This is a genomic window from Flavobacteriaceae bacterium (genome assembly GCA_003443635.1).
Classification (GTDB): Bacteria; Bacteroidota; Bacteroidia; order Flavobacteriales; family Flavobacteriaceae; genus AU392.
The window spans coordinates 265,650-287,449 of record CP031964.1; the positions used below are offsets into that span (position 1 = coordinate 265,650).

General features: G+C 30.7%; 20 protein-coding genes. 9 read left to right on the forward strand and 11 right to left on the reverse strand.

The window, feature by feature from the left end; translation table 11 throughout:
- The first annotated feature begins 66 nt into the window (after positions 1-66).
- A complete protein-coding gene (locus tag D1817_01155) occupies positions 67-1,737 on the forward strand; it encodes an ABC transporter ATP-binding protein (protein AXT18522.1) in 1,671 nt (556 codons plus the stop codon).
- A 293-nt stretch (positions 1,738-2,030) separates the two neighbouring features.
- Here the strand turns inward: D1817_01155 and D1817_01160 are convergent, their stop codons facing one another.
- The 6 genes from D1817_01160 to D1817_01185 all read right to left on the reverse strand — a co-directional run bounded on the left by D1817_01160 (position 2,031) and on the right by D1817_01185 (position 8,827).
- Complete coding sequence (locus D1817_01160) at positions 2,031-2,687, reverse strand: 3-oxoacid CoA-transferase subunit B (protein ID AXT18523.1); 657 nt, start codon at positions 2,685-2,687, stop codon at positions 2,031-2,033.
- Between the two features lie 30 nt (positions 2,688-2,717).
- Positions 2,718-3,419 carry a CoA transferase subunit A gene (locus D1817_01165; protein AXT18524.1) on the reverse strand — a complete coding sequence of 234 codons (702 nt, stop codon included), beginning with the start codon at positions 3,417-3,419 and terminating at the stop codon, positions 2,718-2,720.
- Positions 3,420-3,583: 164 nt separating this feature from the next.
- A complete protein-coding gene (locus tag D1817_01170) occupies positions 3,584-5,929 on the reverse strand; it encodes a penicillin-binding protein (GenBank protein AXT18525.1) in 2,346 nt (781 codons plus the stop codon).
- A 3-nt stretch (positions 5,930-5,932) separates the two neighbouring features.
- Positions 5,933-6,427 carry a gliding motility lipoprotein GldH gene (gldH, locus tag D1817_01175; GenBank protein AXT21196.1) on the reverse strand — a complete coding sequence of 165 codons (495 nt, stop codon included), beginning with the start codon at positions 6,425-6,427 and terminating at the stop codon, positions 5,933-5,935.
- Positions 6,417-7,577, reverse strand: a complete 1,161-nt coding sequence (locus tag D1817_01180) for a hypothetical protein (protein AXT18526.1) — start codon at positions 7,575-7,577, stop codon at positions 6,417-6,419. The genes gldH and D1817_01180 overlap by 11 nt, the downstream gene beginning before the upstream one ends.
- Positions 7,578-7,762: 185 nt before the next feature.
- The gene (locus D1817_01185) at positions 7,763-8,827 is read right to left on the reverse strand and encodes a rhodanese-related sulfurtransferase (protein AXT18527.1); all 1,065 of its coding nucleotides are present in this window, start codon (positions 8,825-8,827) and stop codon (positions 7,763-7,765) included.
- A gap of 477 nt (positions 8,828-9,304) precedes the next feature.
- Here D1817_01185 and recA point away from each other — a divergent pair, with 477 nt between their 5' ends.
- The 4 genes from recA to D1817_01205 all read left to right on the forward strand — a co-directional run bounded on the left by recA (position 9,305) and on the right by D1817_01205 (position 13,505).
- Positions 9,305-10,306: a recombinase RecA gene (gene recA, locus D1817_01190; protein AXT18528.1), complete on the forward strand. Its 1,002-nt coding sequence runs from the start codon at positions 9,305-9,307 to the stop codon at positions 10,304-10,306.
- Positions 10,307-10,527: 221 nt separating this feature from the next.
- Positions 10,528-11,073 (forward strand): RNA polymerase sigma factor, encoded by a 546-nt coding sequence (locus D1817_01195; protein AXT18529.1) that lies wholly within the window; start codon positions 10,528-10,530, stop codon positions 11,071-11,073.
- Entirely contained in the window at positions 11,074-12,534 is a 1,461-nt protein-coding gene (locus D1817_01200) for a hypothetical protein (GenBank protein ID AXT18530.1), read from the forward strand.
- Between the two features lie 149 nt (positions 12,535-12,683).
- Entirely contained in the window at positions 12,684-13,505 is an 822-nt protein-coding gene (locus tag D1817_01205; GenBank protein ID AXT18531.1) for a mechanosensitive ion channel family protein, read from the forward strand.
- Positions 13,506-13,531: 26 nt separating this feature from the next.
- On the opposite strand, the gene D1817_01210 is transcribed toward D1817_01205, so the two are convergent.
- Positions 13,532-14,275, reverse strand: a complete 744-nt coding sequence (locus tag D1817_01210) for a 1-acyl-sn-glycerol-3-phosphate acyltransferase (protein AXT18532.1) — start codon at positions 14,273-14,275, stop codon at positions 13,532-13,534.
- Between the two features lie 105 nt (positions 14,276-14,380).
- On the opposite strand from D1817_01210, the gene trpS reads away from it, so the two are divergent.
- Positions 14,381-15,349: a tryptophan--tRNA ligase gene (gene trpS / locus D1817_01215; GenBank protein AXT18533.1), complete on the forward strand. Its 969-nt coding sequence runs from the start codon at positions 14,381-14,383 to the stop codon at positions 15,347-15,349.
- A gap of 15 nt (positions 15,350-15,364) precedes the next feature.
- Here the strand turns inward: trpS and dprA are convergent, their stop codons facing one another.
- Complete coding sequence (gene dprA / locus D1817_01220) at positions 15,365-16,465, reverse strand: DNA-protecting protein DprA (protein AXT18534.1); 1,101 nt, start codon at positions 16,463-16,465, stop codon at positions 15,365-15,367.
- 104 nt (positions 16,466-16,569) lie between these two features.
- Here dprA and D1817_01225 point away from each other — a divergent pair, with 104 nt between their 5' ends.
- From D1817_01225 to D1817_01235, 3 genes are all read left to right on the forward strand, one after another.
- Entirely contained in the window at positions 16,570-17,508 is a 939-nt protein-coding gene (locus D1817_01225) for an SPOR domain-containing protein (GenBank protein AXT18535.1), read from the forward strand.
- A gap of 72 nt (positions 17,509-17,580) precedes the next feature.
- Complete coding sequence (locus D1817_01230; protein ID AXT18536.1) at positions 17,581-18,099, forward strand: acyl-CoA thioesterase; 519 nt, start codon at positions 17,581-17,583, stop codon at positions 18,097-18,099.
- A gap of 110 nt (positions 18,100-18,209) precedes the next feature.
- Complete coding sequence (locus tag D1817_01235) at positions 18,210-18,389, forward strand: hypothetical protein (GenBank protein AXT21197.1); 180 nt, start codon at positions 18,210-18,212, stop codon at positions 18,387-18,389.
- Between the two features lies 1 nt (position 18,390).
- On the opposite strand, the gene D1817_01240 is transcribed toward D1817_01235, so the two are convergent.
- Genes D1817_01240 through D1817_01250 form a run of 3 tightly spaced genes read right to left on the reverse strand, consistent with a single transcriptional unit; the run spans position 18,391 to position 21,760 of the window.
- Positions 18,391-19,620, reverse strand: coding sequence for a peptidase M23 (locus D1817_01240; protein ID AXT18537.1), 1,230 nt, complete (start codon positions 19,618-19,620; stop codon positions 18,391-18,393).
- Positions 19,617-20,390, reverse strand: coding sequence for a DUF4292 domain-containing protein (locus D1817_01245; GenBank protein ID AXT18538.1), 774 nt, complete (start codon positions 20,388-20,390; stop codon positions 19,617-19,619). Before D1817_01245 ends, D1817_01240 begins: the two co-directional genes overlap by 4 nt.
- Complete coding sequence (locus D1817_01250) at positions 20,387-21,760, reverse strand: hypothetical protein (GenBank protein AXT18539.1); 1,374 nt, start codon at positions 21,758-21,760, stop codon at positions 20,387-20,389. The genes D1817_01245 and D1817_01250 overlap by 4 nt, the downstream gene beginning before the upstream one ends.
- Positions 21,761-21,800 lie beyond the last annotated feature (40 nt).

Consider the following 21,800-nt stretch of genomic DNA (forward strand, 5'->3'; position numbering starts at 1 on the left):
ATAAATTAAATATTCTCTGTTTTGTTATAAAAATATCCTATCTTGTTATAAAAAATATATCATCCATTGTCTTTAATCAAAATTGAAAATTTATCTGTTGCTTTCGGTAAAAGTACTGTTGTAAAATCTATCTCTTTTTCATTGTTCAAAAATGAAATTCTGGGAATTGTAGGCGAATCTGGAAGTGGGAAATCAGTTTCTTCATTAGCCATAATGGGTTTATTACCTAAAGATGTAAGCAAAATAGAGTCAGGGAAAGTTTACTTTGAAAACTCAGATCTAACTAAACTTACTTCTAAAGATCTAGAAGGCATCAGAGGGAAGTTCATTTCTATGATTTTTCAAGAACCTATGAGCTCTCTAAATCCATCGATGACTTGTGGTGAACAAGTTTTGGAAATATTAACTCAACATTCATCTTTAAATAAAACAGAAGCTAAAGCAGAAGTCATTTCCCTTTTTGAAAATGTGAAGCTTCCAACACCAGAGATAACTTATAAAAAATATCCTCATGAAATCTCTGGAGGGCAAAAACAACGTGTAATGATTGCCATGGCCATTGCATGTAATCCAAAAATTTTAATCGCAGATGAACCTACTACAGCATTAGATGTAACTGTTCAAAAAGATATTATTAAACTGCTAAAAACACTACAAGAAAAATATGATATGAGTGTGATTTTTATTTCTCATGATTTATCTCTAGTTTCTGAAATAGCAGATCGTGTCCTGGTAATGTATAAAGGAGAGATTGTAGAACAAGGAACATCAAAAGAGGTTTTTAAATCACCAAAACATATTTATACTAAAGCATTAATAAGCTCTAAACCTTCTTTGAAAAATCGTTTAAAAAGATTACCAACAATAAACGATTATATAAATCATACTATTTCTGATACCATAATTACTCAAGGTGAACGAATCGCAAATCATAAAAAAATATATTCAAAAACACCTTTATTAGAAATTATAAATATTGAAAAAGAATACATTTCACGATCTGGTTTATTTAAAAAATCAGATACATTTAAAGCAGTAAACAATGTGAGCTTTAAATTGTATGAAGGAGAAACATTAGGGTTAGTTGGTGAATCAGGTTGTGGGAAATCTACTTTAGGGAATGCCATCTTACAATTAGACAAAGCTACGAATGGACATATTTTATATAAAGGAAAGGATATTACACAATTAAATACAAAAGCTATACGAGCTTTACGAAAGGATATTCAAATTATATTTCAAGATCCCTATTCTTCTTTAAATCCAAGAATTTCAATTGGTAAGGCAATTATGGAGCCCATGATTGTTCATAAGCTTTATTCTTCTAACACTGAACGAAAAACAAAAGTGATCGAATTACTAGAACGTGTTGGTTTATCTGCTGAGCACTTTAATCGTTACCCTCATGAATTTTCTGGAGGGCAGAAGCAACGTATAGGTATTGCAAGAACTATTGCTTTACAACCTAAATTAATTGTTTGTGATGAATCTGTTTCTGCTTTAGATATCTCTGTTCAAGCTCAAGTTTTAAATCTTTTAAATGAACTAAAAGAAAAGTTTGGGTTTACCTATATTTTTATTTCTCATGATCTGTCTGTAGTAAAATATATGTCTGATCAATTACTAGTAATGAATAAAGGTAAGATTGAAGAAATTGGTGATGCTGATAAAATTTATGAAAGCCCGAGTAAAACATATACTAAAAAATTAATTGATGCTATCCCAAAAGGATTATAGCATCAACAATTTTTTAGTTAACAGCAACATATTTTTTATAAGTCTAAAAGTGTTTTTTATGCTTTCAACAAAAAGTTGAAACTTGTAAGTAGGTTCTGGTAGATTTGTTGTTGTGTTCATAAGTTAAATTCTTGGTAGATTTGGGAATCTATATTTTAATTTGACTAATTCGGGGACTGCTAATATGTGGTTATTTTTTCAATTAATCAGATTAAAAACATAATTAATCGATAAAATGCATTAAATTTTAACATTTCAAATGCAATACGCTTCATCTTTGATTTAATATTACATCAATTTAAAGTCATTTCTGGAACATTGCCTTCAACAATTAAAGTTCCTTCTGTTGCCTTTTTAATTTCTTCTATAGAAACTCCTGGTGCTCGTTCTAAAAGTTTAAAACCACCATCCGTAACTTCTAAAACCGCCAAATTGGTAACTACTTTTTTTACACATCCAACTCCAGTTAATGGCAGGCTGCATTTTTTAAGTAGTTTAGATTCTCCCTTCTTATTAGTATGCATCATTGCTACGATAATATTTTCAGCGCTAGCCACTAAATCCATTGCACCACCCATTCCTTTTACCATTTTACCTGGTATTTTCCAATTGGCGATATCTCCATTTTCAGCAACCTCCATGGCTCCTAAAATAGTTAAGTGAACATGTTTTCCACGAATCATCGAGAAACTAGTTGATGAATCAAAAAAACTAGCTCCATCTAAGGTTGTAATAGTTTGTTTTCCTGCATTTATAATATCTGCATCTTCTTCTCCTTCAAATGGGAAAGGTCCCATTCCTAAAACTCCATTTTCACTCTGAAATTCTACATCAATGTCTTCTCTCACATAATTTGCGACCAGAGTAGGGATTCCTATTCCTAAATTAACATAGTAACCATCTTGTACTTCTTTCGCTATACGTTTTGCTATTCCTATTTTGTCTAACATAATTTGATAATAGTTTAATCGTCTAATTGATTAATTATGAGCTCTCACTGTTCGTTGTTCTATTCTTTTTTCATAAGCTTTTCCTTGAAATATACGTTGCACAAAAATTCCAGGAATATGTATTTGATTGGGATCTAAAGTACCTACTGGCACTAACTCTTCAACCTCAGCTACAGTTATTTTTGCAGCGCCACACATATTAGGGTTAAAATTTCTGGCTGTGCCTTTAAAAATTAGGTTACCAGCTTCATCACCTTTCCAAGCTTTTACAAAAGCAAAATCTGCTTTAAATGCATGTTCTAACACATACATTTTTCCATCAAATTCTCTCGTTTCTTTTCCTTCAGCTACTTCAGTCCCAAATCCAGCAGGAGTGTATATTGCAGGAAATCCTGCTTGTGCTGCACGGCAACGCTCTGCTAGTGTACCTTGAGGGATTAGCTCCACATCTAATTCACCACTAAGCATTTGGCGTTCAAACTCATCATTCTCTCCTACGTAAGAAGAAATCATTTTTTTAACTTGTTTTTCCTGAAGTAATAAACCTAATCCAAAATCATCAACTCCTGCATTGTTAGAAATACATGTAAGTCCTTTTACTCCTAGGCGTTCTAATTCTGAAATAGCATTTTCTGGAATACCACATAAACCAAAACCACCTAACATTAAAGTCATGTTATCCTTAACACCTTCTAAAGCTTGACTTAGTGTTTCAACTTTTTTATTAATCATTTACTCGAATTTTTAAGTTGGAAAATTACGAAATAAAAAAGCCATTAAAAAGAGTTTAGTTTTGATTAACGATTGAATTAACAAGTTATGAAAACATAAAGAATCTTTATTATTTAAGGAACCCTTTAAATTTAAAGAAAATTGACAACTAGTTAAAAAAGTGATTAAAAATCAATTTCTGGTTCATCATCTAGATCTATTGGAGTTTCTTCGTCTTCTGAGTTACAATCTACAGCTATCGATAAATTTTCAGGCTTTTCAAATGCTTCTTTAGAAATATTTAGAGTTTCGTCAGCATAACAGCTTTTCATATACAATCCCCAAATAGGCAACGCCATCGAAGCTCCTTGGCCGTAAGTAATTGTTTTAAAATGAGCGGCACGATCTTCAGCACCTACCCAAACTCCAGTAACTAAATTAGGTACCATTCCCATAAACCAACCATCACTTTGGTTTTGCGTTGTTCCTGTTTTTCCAGCAATGTGATTTTCAAAACCATAAGGATATCCAGTAATAATTTCTTTAAACTCTGGACGTTCTGGTCTTGGTGCTGTAGTTTTTAATCGTGTACCAGATCCACCTTCTGTAACACCCTGTAATAAGTTAACCGTTACATAAGCAGTTTCTTCACTTAGCACATCTTTAGTTTCTGGCGTAAACTGAAATAGAACTGTTCCATTTTTATCTTCAATACGTGTAATAATAACTGGTTTAGTATAAACACCTTTATTAGCAAATGTAGAATATGCTGCTACCATTTCGTAAACACTTAGATCTGGTGTTCCTAGAGCTATAGATGGTACTGCCAATATATCTTGTTCGACACCCAAACTTTGTGCTAAATCTATAACTGGTTGTGGTCCAATTTCGTTTATTAAACGTGCTGTTATCGTATTTACAGAATGTGCTAAAGCATTTCTTAAAGTCCTAGAACCTCCATAATCTGTATCTCCACCAGAATTTTCAGGACACCATTCTTCAACATTACCATGTCTTCCTTTTTCGATACAAAAAGGGGTATCTGGAAATGTATCACAAGGGGATAAATGTAATTGGTCTATTGCTGCTGCATATACAAAAGGTTTAAAAGTAGAGCCTATTTGACGCTTTCCTTGTTTAACCATATCGTATTTAAAATGCTTGTAATTTACACCACCTACCCATGCTTTAACATGACCTGTTTGAGGCTCCATTGATAACATCCCTGTTCTTAAAAACGATTTGTAATACCGCATTGAATCTCTTGGTGTCATAATCGTATCGATATCTCCTTTCCAAGAAAATACACTCATTGGGATAGCTTTATCAAAAGAAGCTATAATTTCTTCTTCTGGTTTTTTTAAATCGTATCTCATATGACGCCAACGTTCAGATTGGCGCATTCCATTTCTCATTAAAGTATCTATAGCTCCTCTTGTTAAATCTAAAAACGGTGCTGTTGGATTACGTTTTGGTGTATTTTGATGGAAAAATTCTGCTTGAAGTCTAGGCATATGTTGCGCTACAGCTAACTCAGCATATTTTTGCATACGAGAATCTATTGTAGTATATACCTTTAAACCGTCACTAGTAATGTTATATTTTGAACCATCAGGTTTCCTGTTTTCTTTATCATTGACCCATTTTTTTAATTCTGCTCTTAAATATTCTCTAAAATAAGTTGCCATTCCGGCATCATGAGATTCGGGAGTATAATTTAATGATAAAGGTAATTTTTGAGTTGAATCTTTTACAGTTTCTGTAATATATCCGTATTTTTCCATTTGGGATAACACGACATTACGCCTGTTTTTAACGCCTATAGGGTTACGATTTGGCCTGGGATTATACAACGACGAATTTTTAAACATCCCGACCAACATCGCAGATTCTTTTAAATCAAGATCTATGGGTTCTTTTCCAAAATAAATACGTGCAGCACTACGAATACCATCTCCAAAGTTTCCAAAATCATAAATATTAAAATACTGAGCTATAATCTCTTCTTTGGTATATTGTTTTTCTAAACGAGTTGCAATTACCCATTCTTTAATTTTTTGAGTTGCTGCCTGAAACGTATTTTTTGATCTGACTCCAACAAATAATTGTCGTGCTAACTGCTGCGAAATGGTACTCGCACCACCTCTTTTTCCTAAAAAAGCAAATGCTCTAATAGTTCCTCTAGCATCAATTCCTGCGTGATTATGATAACGTGAATCTTCAGTTGCAATTAGAGCATCTATTAAATATTTTGAAAGCTCTTCATATTTAATTGGTGTTCTATTATCTTTAAAATAGAATTTTCCTAACGTTTCTCCATCTGAAGAAAAAACTTCAGTCGCTAAATTAGTTTCTGGATTTTCTAAAGCAGTATGATCTGGCATTTCACCTAAAGCCCCCCAAGATGCTAGTAAAAATATTAGGATAACAGCTAAAACTCCTGTTGAAAACAATATCCAAAACCAACGAATATATTTTGTGAAATCTATCGCTTTACTAGTACTTTGTTTGGTTTTCTTTTTTGTTGTCATAAATTAATTATTACCAATAACATTTTCTATCCTGAACCCTATATCTGTAATGCCTTCTAAATTATCCATTCCTTCCACGCTACCATTTTCTCTCATGGCATGCTGAATATTTATTTTATACTCACCTCCTTCAGAAAACAGAACATTTTCTTTATACCACAATTTATTCTCTTTTATATCTGTAAATCCTGAACCAAGTAATTCTCCATTAGGCTTAGCCATTGTATACTCTAAAGTGTCTTTTATAATCTTTCCATTAGGGAAACTCATTTCTACAATTAAAAATAAATTATTGTACTTATAATCATTTGTATTTCTAATATTTACAAATAAATTATATCTTTTAATTGAATCTGGTGGAGTAACTTTAAATTCTATAATTGAATCTTTATGCCACGCATTGGAAACAGATTTGTATTGATCAAAAACACGATTAGAGTCACAGGATATACAGCCAAAAAAGAGGATTATAACCAACCAATCTAATTTATTTCGCATTGTTTTTAGATTTTCTTTTGTTTCTGTTTCTATTTGTTTTACGTTTCTTTTTACCTTTTGGACTATCAAAACGTGTTAAACTATCTTGTCCTACAACGTTTTCAAAATCTACTTTAGTGTCTTCTATTAGTTCGTCTGCATATTCTTCAAGGCTTATTGCTTTTTTTCTCTTTTTATTTAAGGCAATAATTTCTATAGCTTGATCAACAGTAAGTTTATGCCAATTCATCCATTCGCCTTCATAGGCATACCACATATGTCTTTTAAAAATATCTGTTTTTTGACAAACAGCTGTACCCTTTTCGGTTTGAAGTTTTACCTCTGTTTTTGGAATATCTTTTAAAGCATCCAAATAAGTATCTAGCTCATAATTTAAACAACACTTTAATTTCCCACATTGTCCAGCTAGTTTTTGAGGACTTAATGATAATTGTTGATAGCGTGCCGCAGAAGTGCTTACAGACCTGAAATCTGTTAGCCAAGTCGAACAGCATAATTCTCTACCACAGGAACCAATACCTCCTAATCTTGCTGCTTCTTGACGAAAACCAACTTGTTTCATTTCGATCCTGGTTCTAAATTCTTTTGCGAATACTTTTATAAGTTCTCTAAAATCAACACGTTCTTCTGCCGTATAATAAAATGTTGCTTTACTTGCATCGCCTTGAAATTCGATATCAGAAATCTTCATTTGAAGCTTAAGGTCTATAGCAAATTGACGTGCTTTTACTTTCATCGGCTCTTCTTTATCTCTAGCAGCAGACCAAATATCTATATCTCTTTGAGAAGCTTTTCGATATACTTTAAGTATTCCCTCTCCTTCATCATCAATATTTTTACGTTTCATTTGAACTTTTACAAGTTCTCCTGTAAGTGTAACGATACCTATATCATGTCCAGATTGCGCTTGAGTAGCTACAATATCTCCAATACTAAGAGTTAGGTTTTCTGTGTTTTTATAGTAAAGTTTTCTGCCGTTTTTAAAACGAACTTCGATCCAATTAAAAGGTTTTTCACCGTTGGGAAGAGACATATTAGAAAGCCAATCAAAAACAGTTAGTTTATTACAACTATCTGTCCCGCAAGTGCCATTATTTTTACACCCTCGTGGTTGACCATCTTTACCAGTTGAACAACTGTTACAAGCCATGTTAGTTAGTATATATTGATTCTGAATGCCTTAGCACCAGAAGACGATTAATATTATGTTTAATTTCTACTAAAGTATTTGATTACTTAGCAATTATAAACTTTTGATGTAAATATAAGATTATTCTAAAGACTTAAAAACAATGCATCTTTAGTTTTATATTCTTATTAAGAATGATTTAAGGCTTATTTCTTAAAAACTTCAAATATATTTCTCAAATCTTTTTTATATGGCAAATAATCTGCTCGTCCTTTCTTAAAAATGTCGTTGCTATTACCTTGTCCACTTCGTAATGCTTTTTGTTCTTCTCTAGGTAAATGATAAACTTCTTTACAAGTTGTAGAACAACAATTATCTAATTGTTGTTTGCAATCTTCGCATTGTATAAATAGCAAGTGACAAGCCTCATTAGCACAGTTAGTATGTGTATCGCAAGGATTTCCACATTGATGACAATTAGCAATTACATCTTCACTTATACGTTCTGAGCGTCTATCGTCAAACACAAAATTCTTACCTATAAATTTATTTTCTAAATCTTGTGCTTCTACTTGACGTACATAATTTATAATGCCTCCTTCTAATTGATATACATTTTTAAAGCCTTTATATTTATAATAAGCACTTGCTTTTTCGCAACGAATCCCTCCAGTACAATACATTACCAGATTTTTATCTTCTTTATGCTCTTTTAAGTCCTCTTCTATAATAGGTAAAGAGTCTCTAAATGTATCTACATCTGGTGTAATGGCATTTGTAAAATGTCCTATTTCACTTTCATAATGGTTTCGCATATCTACCAAAATTGTATTTGGGTCATCAATAAGTGCATTAAATTCTTTTGCTTGAACATGAATTCCTTTATTGGTGACATCAAAAGAGTCGTCATTAAGTCCATCTGCTACAATTTTAGAACGCACTTTTATTTTTAGTTTTAAGAACGAAAAATTATCATGCTCAATAGCAATATTAAGTCTTACGTTTTTAAGAAAACTAATAGTATCTAAATGCTCCTTAAAATCATTAAAATTATCTGCAGGTACAGATAGCTGAGCGTTAATTCCTTCGGTAGCAATATAAATTCTACCAAGAACATCTAGATCATTCCAAGTTACAAATAAGTTATTTCTAAAAAGCTCAGGATTGCCAATTTTGGCATATTTATAGAAAGAGATTGTCAAGCGTTCTTTACCAGCTTGCTCAATAAGTTCTGCTCTTTCTTTAGCACTTAAGTTATTGTACAGTTGCATGCTATACTAATTATTATAAGGTTAAAGATTTATTTTGTGCAAATGTACATTTTTTAACTATAGCGCAAAAAAAGCGCTTTGTTTTTACAAAGCGCTTTTCTTAGACTAACTCGTTATACATTGTTTTTAAACTTTTCTAACAAATTAAATATGTATTACGAGTTATCCTCCGTCTGCTTTACAATTTGCATTTACAGAAATGGCGTTTTTTGAGCCGTTTGTATTTGCAAACAAGGTTTTTCTAAAAAATCTCATATATTATTATATAATGGTTTTTGGGAACTTTATAGAGAGGCTACTAGAAAATAGAATAATCTAATATAGTCAACGATTGTATCTATTTTCTTTTTATAAGCAGATATTTTCCCACTTTTATATTATAGATGTAAAATGTTGAAAAAGGTTGCGTGTTAAAATTGTATGACGCTAAAAGTTATGTTATTTTAGCAACAATTAGAACTGAAAAATATTGTAGTAATGAGTAGTGAAAAAGACGCAAAATTAAAAGCATTAAAGCTTACATTAGATAAATTAGATAAGGCTTACGGTAAAGGTACTGTAATGAAAATGAGTGATGCTGCTGTAGAAGATATAGAAGCCATTCCATCTGGATCATTAGGTTTAGATATTGCTTTAGGAGTAAATGGTTACCCGAGAGGTCGAGTTATTGAAATTTATGGGCCTGAATCTTCAGGAAAAACTACTTTAACATTACATGCTATCGCTGAAGCTCAAAAAGCAGGAGGCATTGCTGCTTTTATTGATGCCGAACATGCTTTTGACCGCTTTTATGCTGAAAAATTAGGTGTAGATATTGATAACTTAATTATTTCTCAACCTGATCATGGCGAACAAGCTTTAGAAATCGCCGATAATTTAGTTCGTTCTGGAGCTATAGATATTGTTGTAATAGACTCTGTTGCTGCTTTAACGCCTAAAAGTGAAATTGAAGGTGAAATGGGAGATTCTAAAATGGGATTACATGCACGTTTAATGTCTCAAGCCCTACGTAAGTTAACAGCTTCAATTAGCAAGACAAATTGCACAATGATTTTCATTAATCAACTTCGTGAAAAAATTGGAGTTATGTTTGGAAATCCAGAAACAACAACAGGTGGTAATGCTTTAAAGTTTTATGCATCTGTACGTCTAGACATACGCCGTTCTACTCAAATAAAAAACAGTAATGGTGATGTTTTAGGAAATAAAACACGTGTAAAAGTTGTAAAAAATAAAGTTGCTCCTCCATTTAAATTAACTGAATTTGATATTATGTATGGAGAAGGTGTTTCTAAAGTTGGAGAAATATTAGACATTGCTGTAGATCATGAAGTAATTAAAAAAAGTGGTTCTTGGTTTAGTTATCAAGACACCAAACTAGGTCAAGGTAGAGATGCTGTGAAAGCGATTATAAAGGATAATCCAGAGTTAATGGATGAACTTGAGGAAAAAATTAAAGCAATTATTGCTGAAAAATAAATTATAAAATCTCGAATTACTTCGAGATTTTTTTGCTCTTTTACGCAACCTTTTACATCTCTTTTCATCTAAAAGGTAGTGATTAATGCCCCAAAAAGTAAATTTATAGTACATAATTAAGATTGCTTTTTTGTTTTTGGCAAGAAATATGATGGTAATTGTTTTAAAGTTCAGTTTTTGAAATAATAACTGATAAATGTTTAATTAATCACATAAATTAATTGAGTTTAGATCAGCTCATACAAAAATGTAAAAAAAATGATACTAATGCGCAGAGTGATTTATACAAGCTCTTTTCGAGTAAGTTATTTGCACTTTGTTTAAAGTATTCACGAAATCGTGCAGAAGCTGAAGATAATCTGCAAGATGCTTTTGTGACTATTTTGAAAAAAATATCGCAATACAAAAACAAAGGTTCTTTTGAAGGTTGGCTTAAACGAATAACAATTAATACTGCTCTACAACGCTATAGAAATGAAGGTGTTTTAGACATTGTTAATGAAGATCGCATTGAAGAAGAGGTTACTATAAATGTAGAAGACGACATTATAAGCCTTGATTTTTTACTCAATATTATACAAGAGTTACCCGATAGGTATCGCTTAGTATTTAATCTTTATGCTTTAGATGGTTATTCTCATAAAGAGATTGCTGAAATGCTTAATATATCATTAGGTACATCAAAGTCTAATCTTTCTAGAGCACGACTAATTTTAAAAGATAAAGTAGACAATTATATAGCGACTACAAACTCGCAATTGTTATAAATGACTGACAAAAAAAACATAGATAGACTCTTTCAAGAAGGGTTTAAAGATTTTGAAGCACACCCAAATAAGGCTGTTTGGGATAATATTGCTAACGAATTACATCCTAAGAAAAAAAGAAGGAGAGTACTTCCTATTTGGCTAAGGGTTGCAGGTGTAGCTGCTTCTTTAGTATTATTAATCACGGCTGGGCGTTTTATTTTTAATAACGACCCTAATTCTAATTTAGAAAATAATCCTCTTGTTAATACTAATTCTGAAGAAAATAATCCTCTTGAGTCTAATTCAAAAAGTACTGAAAATAATAATTCTCCAGATGCTCTACCCATTAACAATAAAAATGATAATAAGGTAACAACTACTCTTAAGACTTCAAAAGAGGAAGTATCAAAGGCAATTAATAATTTTTCAATTGCTAAAAACTCTGTTTCAAATTCTAAAATTTCTGAATCTCAAATTTATACGTTAGATAGTTTAAATAAAGTTAAACAGTTAGTTACAAACTCAGCAAGTACTATTTTTTTAGATTCATCACTAGTTATACCTTTTAATGAAAATAAAGTTGCAATCCATAATAATGATATATTAAAAGAAAAAAACGCAAATACTTTTCAAGAGGCAAAAGAAAGTGAAAAATTATCTCTTATTGATGAAATTACAATTGCAAAAAATATAAAAGAGTCTTTAGAAAAAGAAAGTGAAAATATTACCAATATAGATAAATGGAGCATTAAGCCTAATATAGCTCCCGTATACTTTAATACATTAGGCAGTAGTGGATCCTCTATAGGAAGTCAATTTAATGACAATTCTAAAACTAGTGATATCAATTTTAGCTATGGTATTAGTGCAAGATACGCTGTTGGCAAACGATTAAGTGTACGTACAGGTATTAATAAAGTATCTTTAGGGTTCAGTACAAATGATGTACTATCTTTTAATACTCCAACTACATCTTCAGCTACAAACTTCTTAAGTAGCAGAACTACTAATATTAGTTTTTTAAGAAATGTTGATCTTAATAGTGCTTCTCAAAACACATCAGTAGTTGATGCCAATGATATACGTGCCTTTATTTCTCCAAATGGATTATTACAAAATAATACTTCTATAGATCAAAAATTTGGATTTATAGAAGTTCCATTAGAAATAGAATATGCTGTTCTAGATAAAAAGTTTGGGGTAAGTTTTATTGGTGGCTTTAGTGCTTTATTTTTAAATGAAAATGAAGTGTTTTCAACTATAAATGGTCAGAACACTTTAATTGGAGAAGCTACAAATATTAACAGCACAAGTTATAGTGCCAATTTTGGTTTGGGTGTAAATTATAAGTTTTCAAAATCTTTTAATTTTAACATAGAGCCTACTTTTAAATATCAATTAAACACGTTTACTAATACTACTGGAGATTTTCAGCCATATTTTATAGGCCTATATTCTGGTTTTATTTTTAATTTTTAGTTAGTTAGATTAATTATTGCCTTTAGTAAGCAATAATTGCGAAACGCTGCTCTCCCAAATGAGCAGCGTTTTTGTTATGTTAAATTAACTTCAAATATTTGATATATTAATTTCATAAATAATTTTAAATTTGATAAAAACAATTACAGATGGAAGACTATCAAAAATGGATTGACCTTGCAATAGTAAAAGGGTCAGAATATGGGGTAAAAGTTATTATGGCCATTGTCATATGGATTATTGGTAAATGGGTTATTAAAAAAATAATGAATGCTTTTAAAAAGGTTATTCAAAAGAATAAAAATATGGATGAAACTCTTGAAAAGTTTCTATCTAATTTGGTAAAAACCACATTATTAATCTTGCTTATAATTGCCATTTTAGGTCAATTAGGTATTAACACAGCTTCATTTGCTGCAATATTAGCAGCTGCAGGTTTAGCTATAGGCCTAGCACTTCAAGGGTCATTATCAAATTTTGCAGGAGGTGTGCTTATTATGTTATTTAAGCCTTTTAAAGTAGGTGATCTAATAGAAGCACAAGGTGTATTAGGGGTTGTAAATGAAATTCAAATTTTCACAACAAAACTGGCTTCTCCAGATAATAAAGAAATTATTGTGCCTAATGGTGCTTTATCTAATGGTACCATTATTAATTATACTCAATTAGGACAGTTACGTATTGATTTAACTATTGGAGTATCTTACGATGCGGATATCATGGAAACTAAAACAGCTTTAATGAATGCAATGCTTTCTCAAGATAAAGTATTGAAGGATCCTGCGCCTACAGTAAATATGGGAGAGCTTGCTGATAGTTCTGTAAATTATAAAGTAAGACCTTGGGCAACACCAGAACACTATTGGGATGTTTATTTTAAAACTGTTGAAAACTGCAAAATAGAATTAGATAAAGCTGGTATTGAAATTCCTTACCCTATTCAGGTTGAGATCGAGCGTAAAGAGAATTAGTGATTAAATTGTTTTTATTAAGAATGCTATTGCTTTATATTTTCTCTTAAAGTAGTTAAGAGTATATTTCTAGAAACTTTATTAACTCTAGAGGTATCTTCTATTTCTAATCCTTTTGTATTTATAGGAGGATGAATAATAGCTCTCATTTTACCTGGGCAACCGCTAAAAAAAATATAAGAAAAACGTTTTTTATTATCTAAAAACGTTAGTGGCACTATAGGTATTTGATGGTTTATAGCTAATCTAAAAGCTCCATCTTTAAATTCATCTAAGAGGATAGACTCATGTGGTATTCCTGCTTCTGGGAAAATACAAATACTCAATCCAGATTCTAATCGTTTCCTAGCCCTTAAAAACACAGCTTTTCGGCTTTCAGGGTTACTTCTGTCTACCAAAATGCAAGTACGTTTATAAAAAAATCCAAATAGTGGTATTTTAGCTAACTCTTTTTTGCCTACAAATACAAATGGATTATCCTTTACACAAATAAGCATTAGCATAATATCTATCATTGAGGTATGATTGGCAATAAACATATAGCTCTTCCCCTTTTCTAGAGTTTGAAGCCTTCTAATTTTCCAACGAAACCCCATTCCTATCAAAATAAATTTTGCCCAGAATCTTGCTAGTTTAAAAAAAAATGAATACCATTTTTCTCTTAGTATTGAAATAAATAACAAGGGAAATAAAATTATTATTGGTAGAGTTACTAGAATGTAAAACCAAATTCTGTAAAAACTCCAAAAAAGACGTTTTATTAGAAACATATGTTTTCAAAACTACTTAAATTAATTGAGCTATTTTAACAAAACAATTACCTTTGCCACTTAATTTAATCAATAATACAATATCTGTAAAAACAGGAAACAAGTATGGCTAGAATTTTAACTGGAATACAAAGTACAGGAGTTCCGCATTTAGGAAACATTTTAGGAGCGATTATTCCTGCTATTCAAATGAGCAACGACCCTAAAAATGATTCGTTTTTATTTATTGCAGATATGCATTCATTAACCCAAATTAAAGATGCAAAAACACTTCGAGAAAACACTTATTCTACTGCGGCAACATGGTTAGCATTTGGGTTAGATATTTCTAAGACTGTATTTTATCGTCAAAGTGATGTGCCACAAGTAACAGAGTTATCTTGGTATTTAAGTTGTTTTTTTCCATACCAACGTTTAACATTAGCTCACAGTTTTAAGGATAAAGCTGATCGATTAGAAGATGTAAATTCTGGTTTATTCACTTATCCCATGTTAATGGCAGCAGATATTTTATTATATGATGCTGAAATTATCCCGGTAGGAAAAGATCAGTCACAACATATTGAAATGACTCGCAATGTAGCTACACGATTTCATGCACAACTAGGTGAAACTTTTGTAATTCCTGAAGCCGATTTACAAAAAGACACCATGTACGTTCCGGGTAGAGATGGGTCTAAAATGAGTAAAAGTAAAAATAATATTATCAATTTATTTTTACCTGATAAAAAATTACGAAAACAAATTATGAGTATCGAAACCGATAGTACACCTTTAGAAGATGCTAAAGATTGGTCTACATGTAATTGTTTTGCTATTTATAAACTCATTGCAAATGATTCTCAAATAGAGGTAATGAAAGCTAATTACGAAAATGGTAATTATGGATATGGGCATGCCAAACAAGCTTTATATGAATTGCTAATTGATAAATTTTCTGTTGAGCGAGAGCGTTACAATTACTATATGGAACATCTTAACGAAGTGGACGATGCATTAAATTTAGGTGCAGAAAAAGCAAAATTAGTCGCTAATACGGTTTTAAAACGAGTTAGAGAAAAAGTAGGGTATTAGCTAGAAAAATAAAAACTAAATAACCTCAAATTGTTTTCCTGGCAAAGGTCTAACAACGCCTTTAAGTTCCATTGTTAATAAAATAGAAGCGATTTTAAATGTTGGCATATCACTTTTTAATGCAATAACATCCAATAATAGTTTCCCACTTTCTTTCAAAGTATTATAAATTACTTTTTCTTCAGTAGTTAACTCTATAAATAGCTGTTGTTGAATTGGTTTCTTTTCAGGCTCTAATTGCCAATTTAAAATATACGGTATGTCTTCTGCTTGAGATAACACATGTGCTTTCTGATGTTTAATTAAATTATTACAGCCTACACTTTGTGAATCTGTTATTCGTCCTGGGATTGCAAATATCTCACGATTGTATGAGTTTGCAATTTCGGCAGTAACTAAGCTACCTCCTTTTTCTGCAGATTCAATCACAATAGTAGCTTCACTTAATCCTGCTATAATACGATTTCTCTTTAAGAAATTATTTCTGTTAAAATCATCTGTACTCCAAAAATCAGTAAAAAACCCACCGTGTCTTTCAATATCTGCGACATATTTTTTGTGAATTTTAGGGTAAATTTGATTTAGACCGTGTGCTAAACAACCAATAGTTTGAAGGTTGTTTTTTAATGCAGCTTTCTGTGCAGTAATATCTGTACCATAAGCAAATCCTGAAACAATAATAGGATTGTAAATTGATAAACGTTCAATAATTTGTTCACAAACAGCTATGCCATGAGAAGTTATTTTACGTGTACCAACTATACTTATTATCCGTTTATTATTTAGATTAATTGTTCCAGATTGAAATAATAAGATTGGTCCATCTATACAATGCTTTAAGCGTTCTGGGTATGTGTTTTCTAAAAAATAATTATATTTTATATTATTGTCATAAATGAATTTTAATTCGGTTTCGGCAGCAAATAAATTGTATTTATTGAAAATATCTTTCATCATTATACTACCAATACCATCAATCTTAAGTAAGTTATTTGGTTTCTCATTTAAAACTGCTTCAGCAGAACCACAATGATGAATCAGCTTTTTAGCAGTAATATCACCAATTTTAGAAGCTTTTTGAAGTGCTAAAATGTGAAGTAGTTCTTTTTCTGTCATTTTATTCTTCTGATTTACAACTTACAAGAAACTAAAAAAAGACCTGTTAATAACTAAACAAAGTTCTTTTTTTTTTAGGTATTCTTTTTTTTAACTTTGTTTTAATGCAGTTAGAAAATTACATCAGCGACTTATTATATCGATACGAATGTGTAATTGTTCCAGATTTTGGGGCATTTTTAACACAATCCATTTCGGCAAAAATTGAAGAAAACAACAATACGTTTTATCCTCCAAAAAAGACTTTGTCATTTAATGAGCAATTAAAGAGTAACGATGGTCTCTTAGCAAATTATATTGCTGAGATTGAAAAAATACCATATGAAATTGCTACAAAAAAGATTACATCTAAAGTAAAATCTTTAAAGTCTTATTTAGCACAAGGAGAAACGTTATCGTTTGATAATATTGGAGAGTTAGTATTAAGTAACGAAGAGAAACTCATTTTTAATCCTTCTTACAATTTAAATTATTTAACTGATGCTTTTGGACTTTCTCAATTTGTATCACCTAGTATAATTCGAGAATCTTTAAAAGAAGAAGTTGAAACGCTAGAAAAAGTAATTCCTATTGCAATCACTCCTGAAAAACGTCGCTCTAAGCCTTATTTAAAATACGCTGCTATTGCTATTACTTTTATCGCTCTTGGAGGGTTAGTTGCTTCAAATTATTATGTTAGTCAGATTGAACAACATAACCAATTAGCACAACAAGAAGCCAATACTCAAATTGAAAATAGAGTACAAAAAGCGACCTTTATTATTGATAACCCACTCCCTTCTGTAACTTTAAATGTGACTAAGCAAAGTGGTAATTTTCATTTAGTGGCTGGGGCTTTTCGTATTGAAGAAAATTGTGATAAAAAACTTCAGGAATTACAAGATTTAGGATATAGTGCTCGAAAAATTGGGAAAAACAGGTACGGGCTACATCAAGTTGTCTATTCTAGTTACGACACTAGAGTAGAAGCACAGCGTGCACTCTACAATATTCGCCAAAAATATGATCGAGATGCTTGGTTACTAGTTAAAAAACTTAAGTAAACTTTTCTTTTTATTGTTATAAATTTTTAAAAGCAACTTACCTTTGTATTTCATTATTAATCTAACAATATAATGGAAGTAAAGTATCCAAAAGATTCAAAAAGTATTATGACAGATTTAGTTTTACCTAGTGAAACTAACCCTATAAATAATTTGTTTGGTGGTGAGTTATTAGCTCGTATGGATCGTGCAGCAAGTATAGCTGCAAGGCGTCATTCAAGACGAATTGTAGTTACTGCCTCTGTAAATCATGTTGCATTTAATCGTTCAGTACCTTTAGGAAGTGTCGTTACTATTGAAGCAAAAGTATCTCGTGCTTTTAATACCTCAATGGAAGTTTATATGGATGTTTGGATTGAAGATCGTGAATCTGGTGAATGTTTAAAAGCCAATGAAGCAATTTATACATTTGTTGCAGTAGATGGCAGTGGTCGTCCTGTAAAAATTCCTGAATTACAACCAGAAACAGAAGAAGAAAAAGTGCGTTTTGATGGTGCATTACGTCGTAAACAGTTAAGTTTAGTACTTGCAGGCAAAATGAAACCTAGTGATGCTACTGAGTTAAAAGCATTATTTTTTAATGAGCTTTAATAATTAAAAGTTTATTCTTTTAAACCTTTATAGTAAATTCTAGTCTTATAGTAAACCCCCTTAATACTATGAAAATGAGAATGCTATTAATATTTATTGGATTTGCTTTTATAATATCGCTTACTTCTTGTGCAAAACGTGTAATCGTTGCTACTCCTAAAACTAAAATAATTCGAGTAGCTCCTAAGCACAGTAAGATTGTTGTTGTACGTGGAAAACGTTATTATTTTTGGAATGGTAAGCATTATAGAAAAACTAGAAATGGATATGTTTATGTAAATATTAAATAGTTTACATATTATCAATCCAATAAGCTGGATTTTGATATTTTCCATCTTTCCAAATTAAAAAACCAAGTATTGTTTCTCCATCTGCTTTATTTGTAAGAGTTTCTCCTATTTGCTGCTTTGTAAAAACCTTATCTCCTTTTTTTACAAATATTTTGGACAAATTTTTATAAATAGTAAAAAAATCTCCATGACGAATTAATATTGTATTATTTCCATTTTTAGGGACAATAATACTTTGTACAGTTCCTTCAAATACAGAACGTACTTTTGCATTTTTATTTGTTGCTATTCTAACTCCATTACTATTAATAGGGACAGATTTATTAATAGGTGACTTTTGTGTACCATAACGTACTTTAACTACACCTCGTTCAACTGGCCAGGGTAATTTACCTTTATTGGATATAAAATTTGCGGCTAATGCTCTTCCTTCTGATGTTAATGCAAACGTTTTTGAAGATGAAGATTTACCAGCTTTAGCATTAGAGCTTGCAATCGCATCTCTAATAATCTTTTCAATTTCTTTATCTAATCTATCAGCTTCTCTTCGCTTTGTTCTTATTTGAGAAGTATACTTGTTTAGATCTTTTCTTATTGATGCAAAAAGTTGCTTCTGTTCTTTTAATTCTTCATCTAATCTACTTTTTGAAGCTCTATTTGCTTCAATAAGTTTTTGTTTGCTCTCTTTTTGTTTTACTAAGTTTTTATTTAATTCTTGAAGTTCTAAAGTTTCTTTTCTTATGAGTTCTCCTTGCTCTTTCTGATAATTCGCATACTGTTTAATGTACTGTAACCTCTTATAAGCTTGCTGGAAATTAGTAGAAGAAAGTAAAAACATTACTTTACTTTGCTCTGATTTACTTTTATATGATTTTACAATCATTTTAGCATAATCTTCTTTTAATATCTTTAATTTATCTCTTAATTTAGAAATCGTTTTAATATTGTTATTAATTTCTCTGGTTAACAGATTTGCTTGCTGATTAGTAACACTAATTAAATTTTGAAGAATAGTTACTTTGTAATTAATATCTTCAACTTTTACAGTTATTGATTTTTCTTCTTTTTTACCTTGCGATAATAGTGTTGCAAATTGTTGAATTTCTCGTTGAAGATTTTGACGTCTAGATTCTAACTCTCTTTGTTTACTGCTCTGTGCTTGTAAAAAACAACTGAACAATACTACGAAAAACATTAAACTCACTTTATATGCAAATCGAGTAGTTATCATTTAATCACAATTTCTTCAAATCCAGAAGGGATGCGAAATGGGAAACGTAATTCTTGATTTAGAGTTATTGATTTTAATTCCATATCAATATTAACTTCATCCGTATTCTCTACAGCAATAATTTTAATAATCTCAGGGAATTTTTGTTTTTCAACATCTTGATATTCTTTATAATCTACCTCTAGAAAACGTTTTTCTTGAGGCTGTGAAATCTGTAATGATGCTACTTTAAAATGATTTGGATGAAATAGCATAAACAACTCAAATAACTCTTGTTGCTTTCTTGGCTCAAGTACATAAACTTCGTCATTAATTGAAGCATTATATTTATCGTTATTTAAATTATAAATTGCTTCTCCTAAAAGGAGATTTTGAAGCTTAGAAAAATCTATTTCTGTTCCTAATAACTCACTAATTAAACGATAATCTCCATCAAAATACTGATTGTTTATTTTATCATAAAAACGTACTTTATCTGGAGTTGCCATTGCTCTTACTAATCCAAGGGGGGCACTAATCCATATTGTTTTATTTCTCTCTATTCTAAGTGTTACTGTTACTCCTTGAGATTTCTCTCCTTCTTGGTAATCTATCTTTACTCTAGATTGAAGTGTTTTAAAGTTTGCCTTAGTATTTTGATGTTCTTTTATAAGTTCTTTAGCAGAAATTTTACTATTAAGTTCTCCTGATGCAATTACAGTTTTAGTCGATTTACAGCTTGTAACTAGTAAAACGAGTATTAGAGTTCCTATTTTAAATAACTTTGTCATTGCTTAATTTGTAATTGCTCTGCCTTTTTAGCAAACGCTTTAGATTTAGTTATATTATTATCTTTTTTATAAGCAATACTTAGTTGTTTATAAAAATCGCTTTCCATTTTAATATTATCGATAACATAATCTATACCTTCTTCTAAAACAGTGATAGCATCTTTATGACGATTCAAATGGTTAAATGCTACACCATTTAACAAATATAATATAGGTTGAGATGGATAGGCTTCTATAGCTTCTTTAACTAAAGGTAATATTTCATTATACTTCCCTAAATCTATTTGAAGTAATGCAGTATTTCTAATAATTCCAAAATTGACATTATCTTTTTTAAGTGCTAATTCAAAATTTTCTAGTGCTTTAACTTTATCACCCTTTTGCAAATAAAATGTTCCTAATTCTGCATAAGATTTTCCTGTTTCATCATCAACATCATTTGCAGTAACTCTTAATAAATCGTTTTCATATTGAGGGTTCTTTTCTACAAATTTCACAAAATCATTTAGAATCTTTGCTTTAGTATCAGATTTAACTTTAGTACTTCTAAGTACTATCTTCATAGATTTAATTGCCTCAGTGGCTTTATTATCATCTAAATAAAATTTATACAAAGCAAGGTGTACTAAATGAGAGTTCGGTTTTTGTTTAAGCAAACGTGTAGCAGTTTCATAAGCTTTTTTCTTATTACCTTGTTCACTATATCTGTATATTAAATTTAGATAATTTGATTCGTTACTAGGGTTATTTCGGATACGTGTTTCTAAATTTAAAATACGATCATCATCATTACCCGTTGCGTTGTAAATTTCATTTCGCATAGCATCTCTAGATACTGATACACCTAATGCCTTATCAAGCTCATTTAGTAACTCTAAAGCCTCCTTATATTTTTCATTTCTAATATACAATGATGCCAAATCTTCTTTATAATCTGGATGAAACTTTACAAGTTGCTTAACAGTTTTAAGTGCATTATCATAATCGTTTAATTGATAATACACACCATATAACTCATCTAAATACCATTCGTTTTGTGGGTCTTTATTAATTGCTTTCTTCAATGATTTTTCAGCATCTCCAAAATTTTTAAGTGCGATGTAGTTTTTCGCTAATTGAAAATATACTACAGATTCTGAATCGTTTAACTCTATACATTTTAAAAGTGCTGTTATAGAGCGCTCATAATTTTCAATTCCATTTTGCTTTAATGCTTCAAAAAAATATTCTTGGTATTCGTCTGTAAAATCTCCTAAATCATCATCAGGAGTTTTTACAGGAAGTTTAGAAGGGTTGTTTTGCGCAAAATTAGCTTGTGGTATTAAGAGTAATCCAAAAACAACCAGTAGTATGTATCGTCTTATTTTCATAAATTATAGGCAACTCACTAAATTACTCTTTTTAAAAATA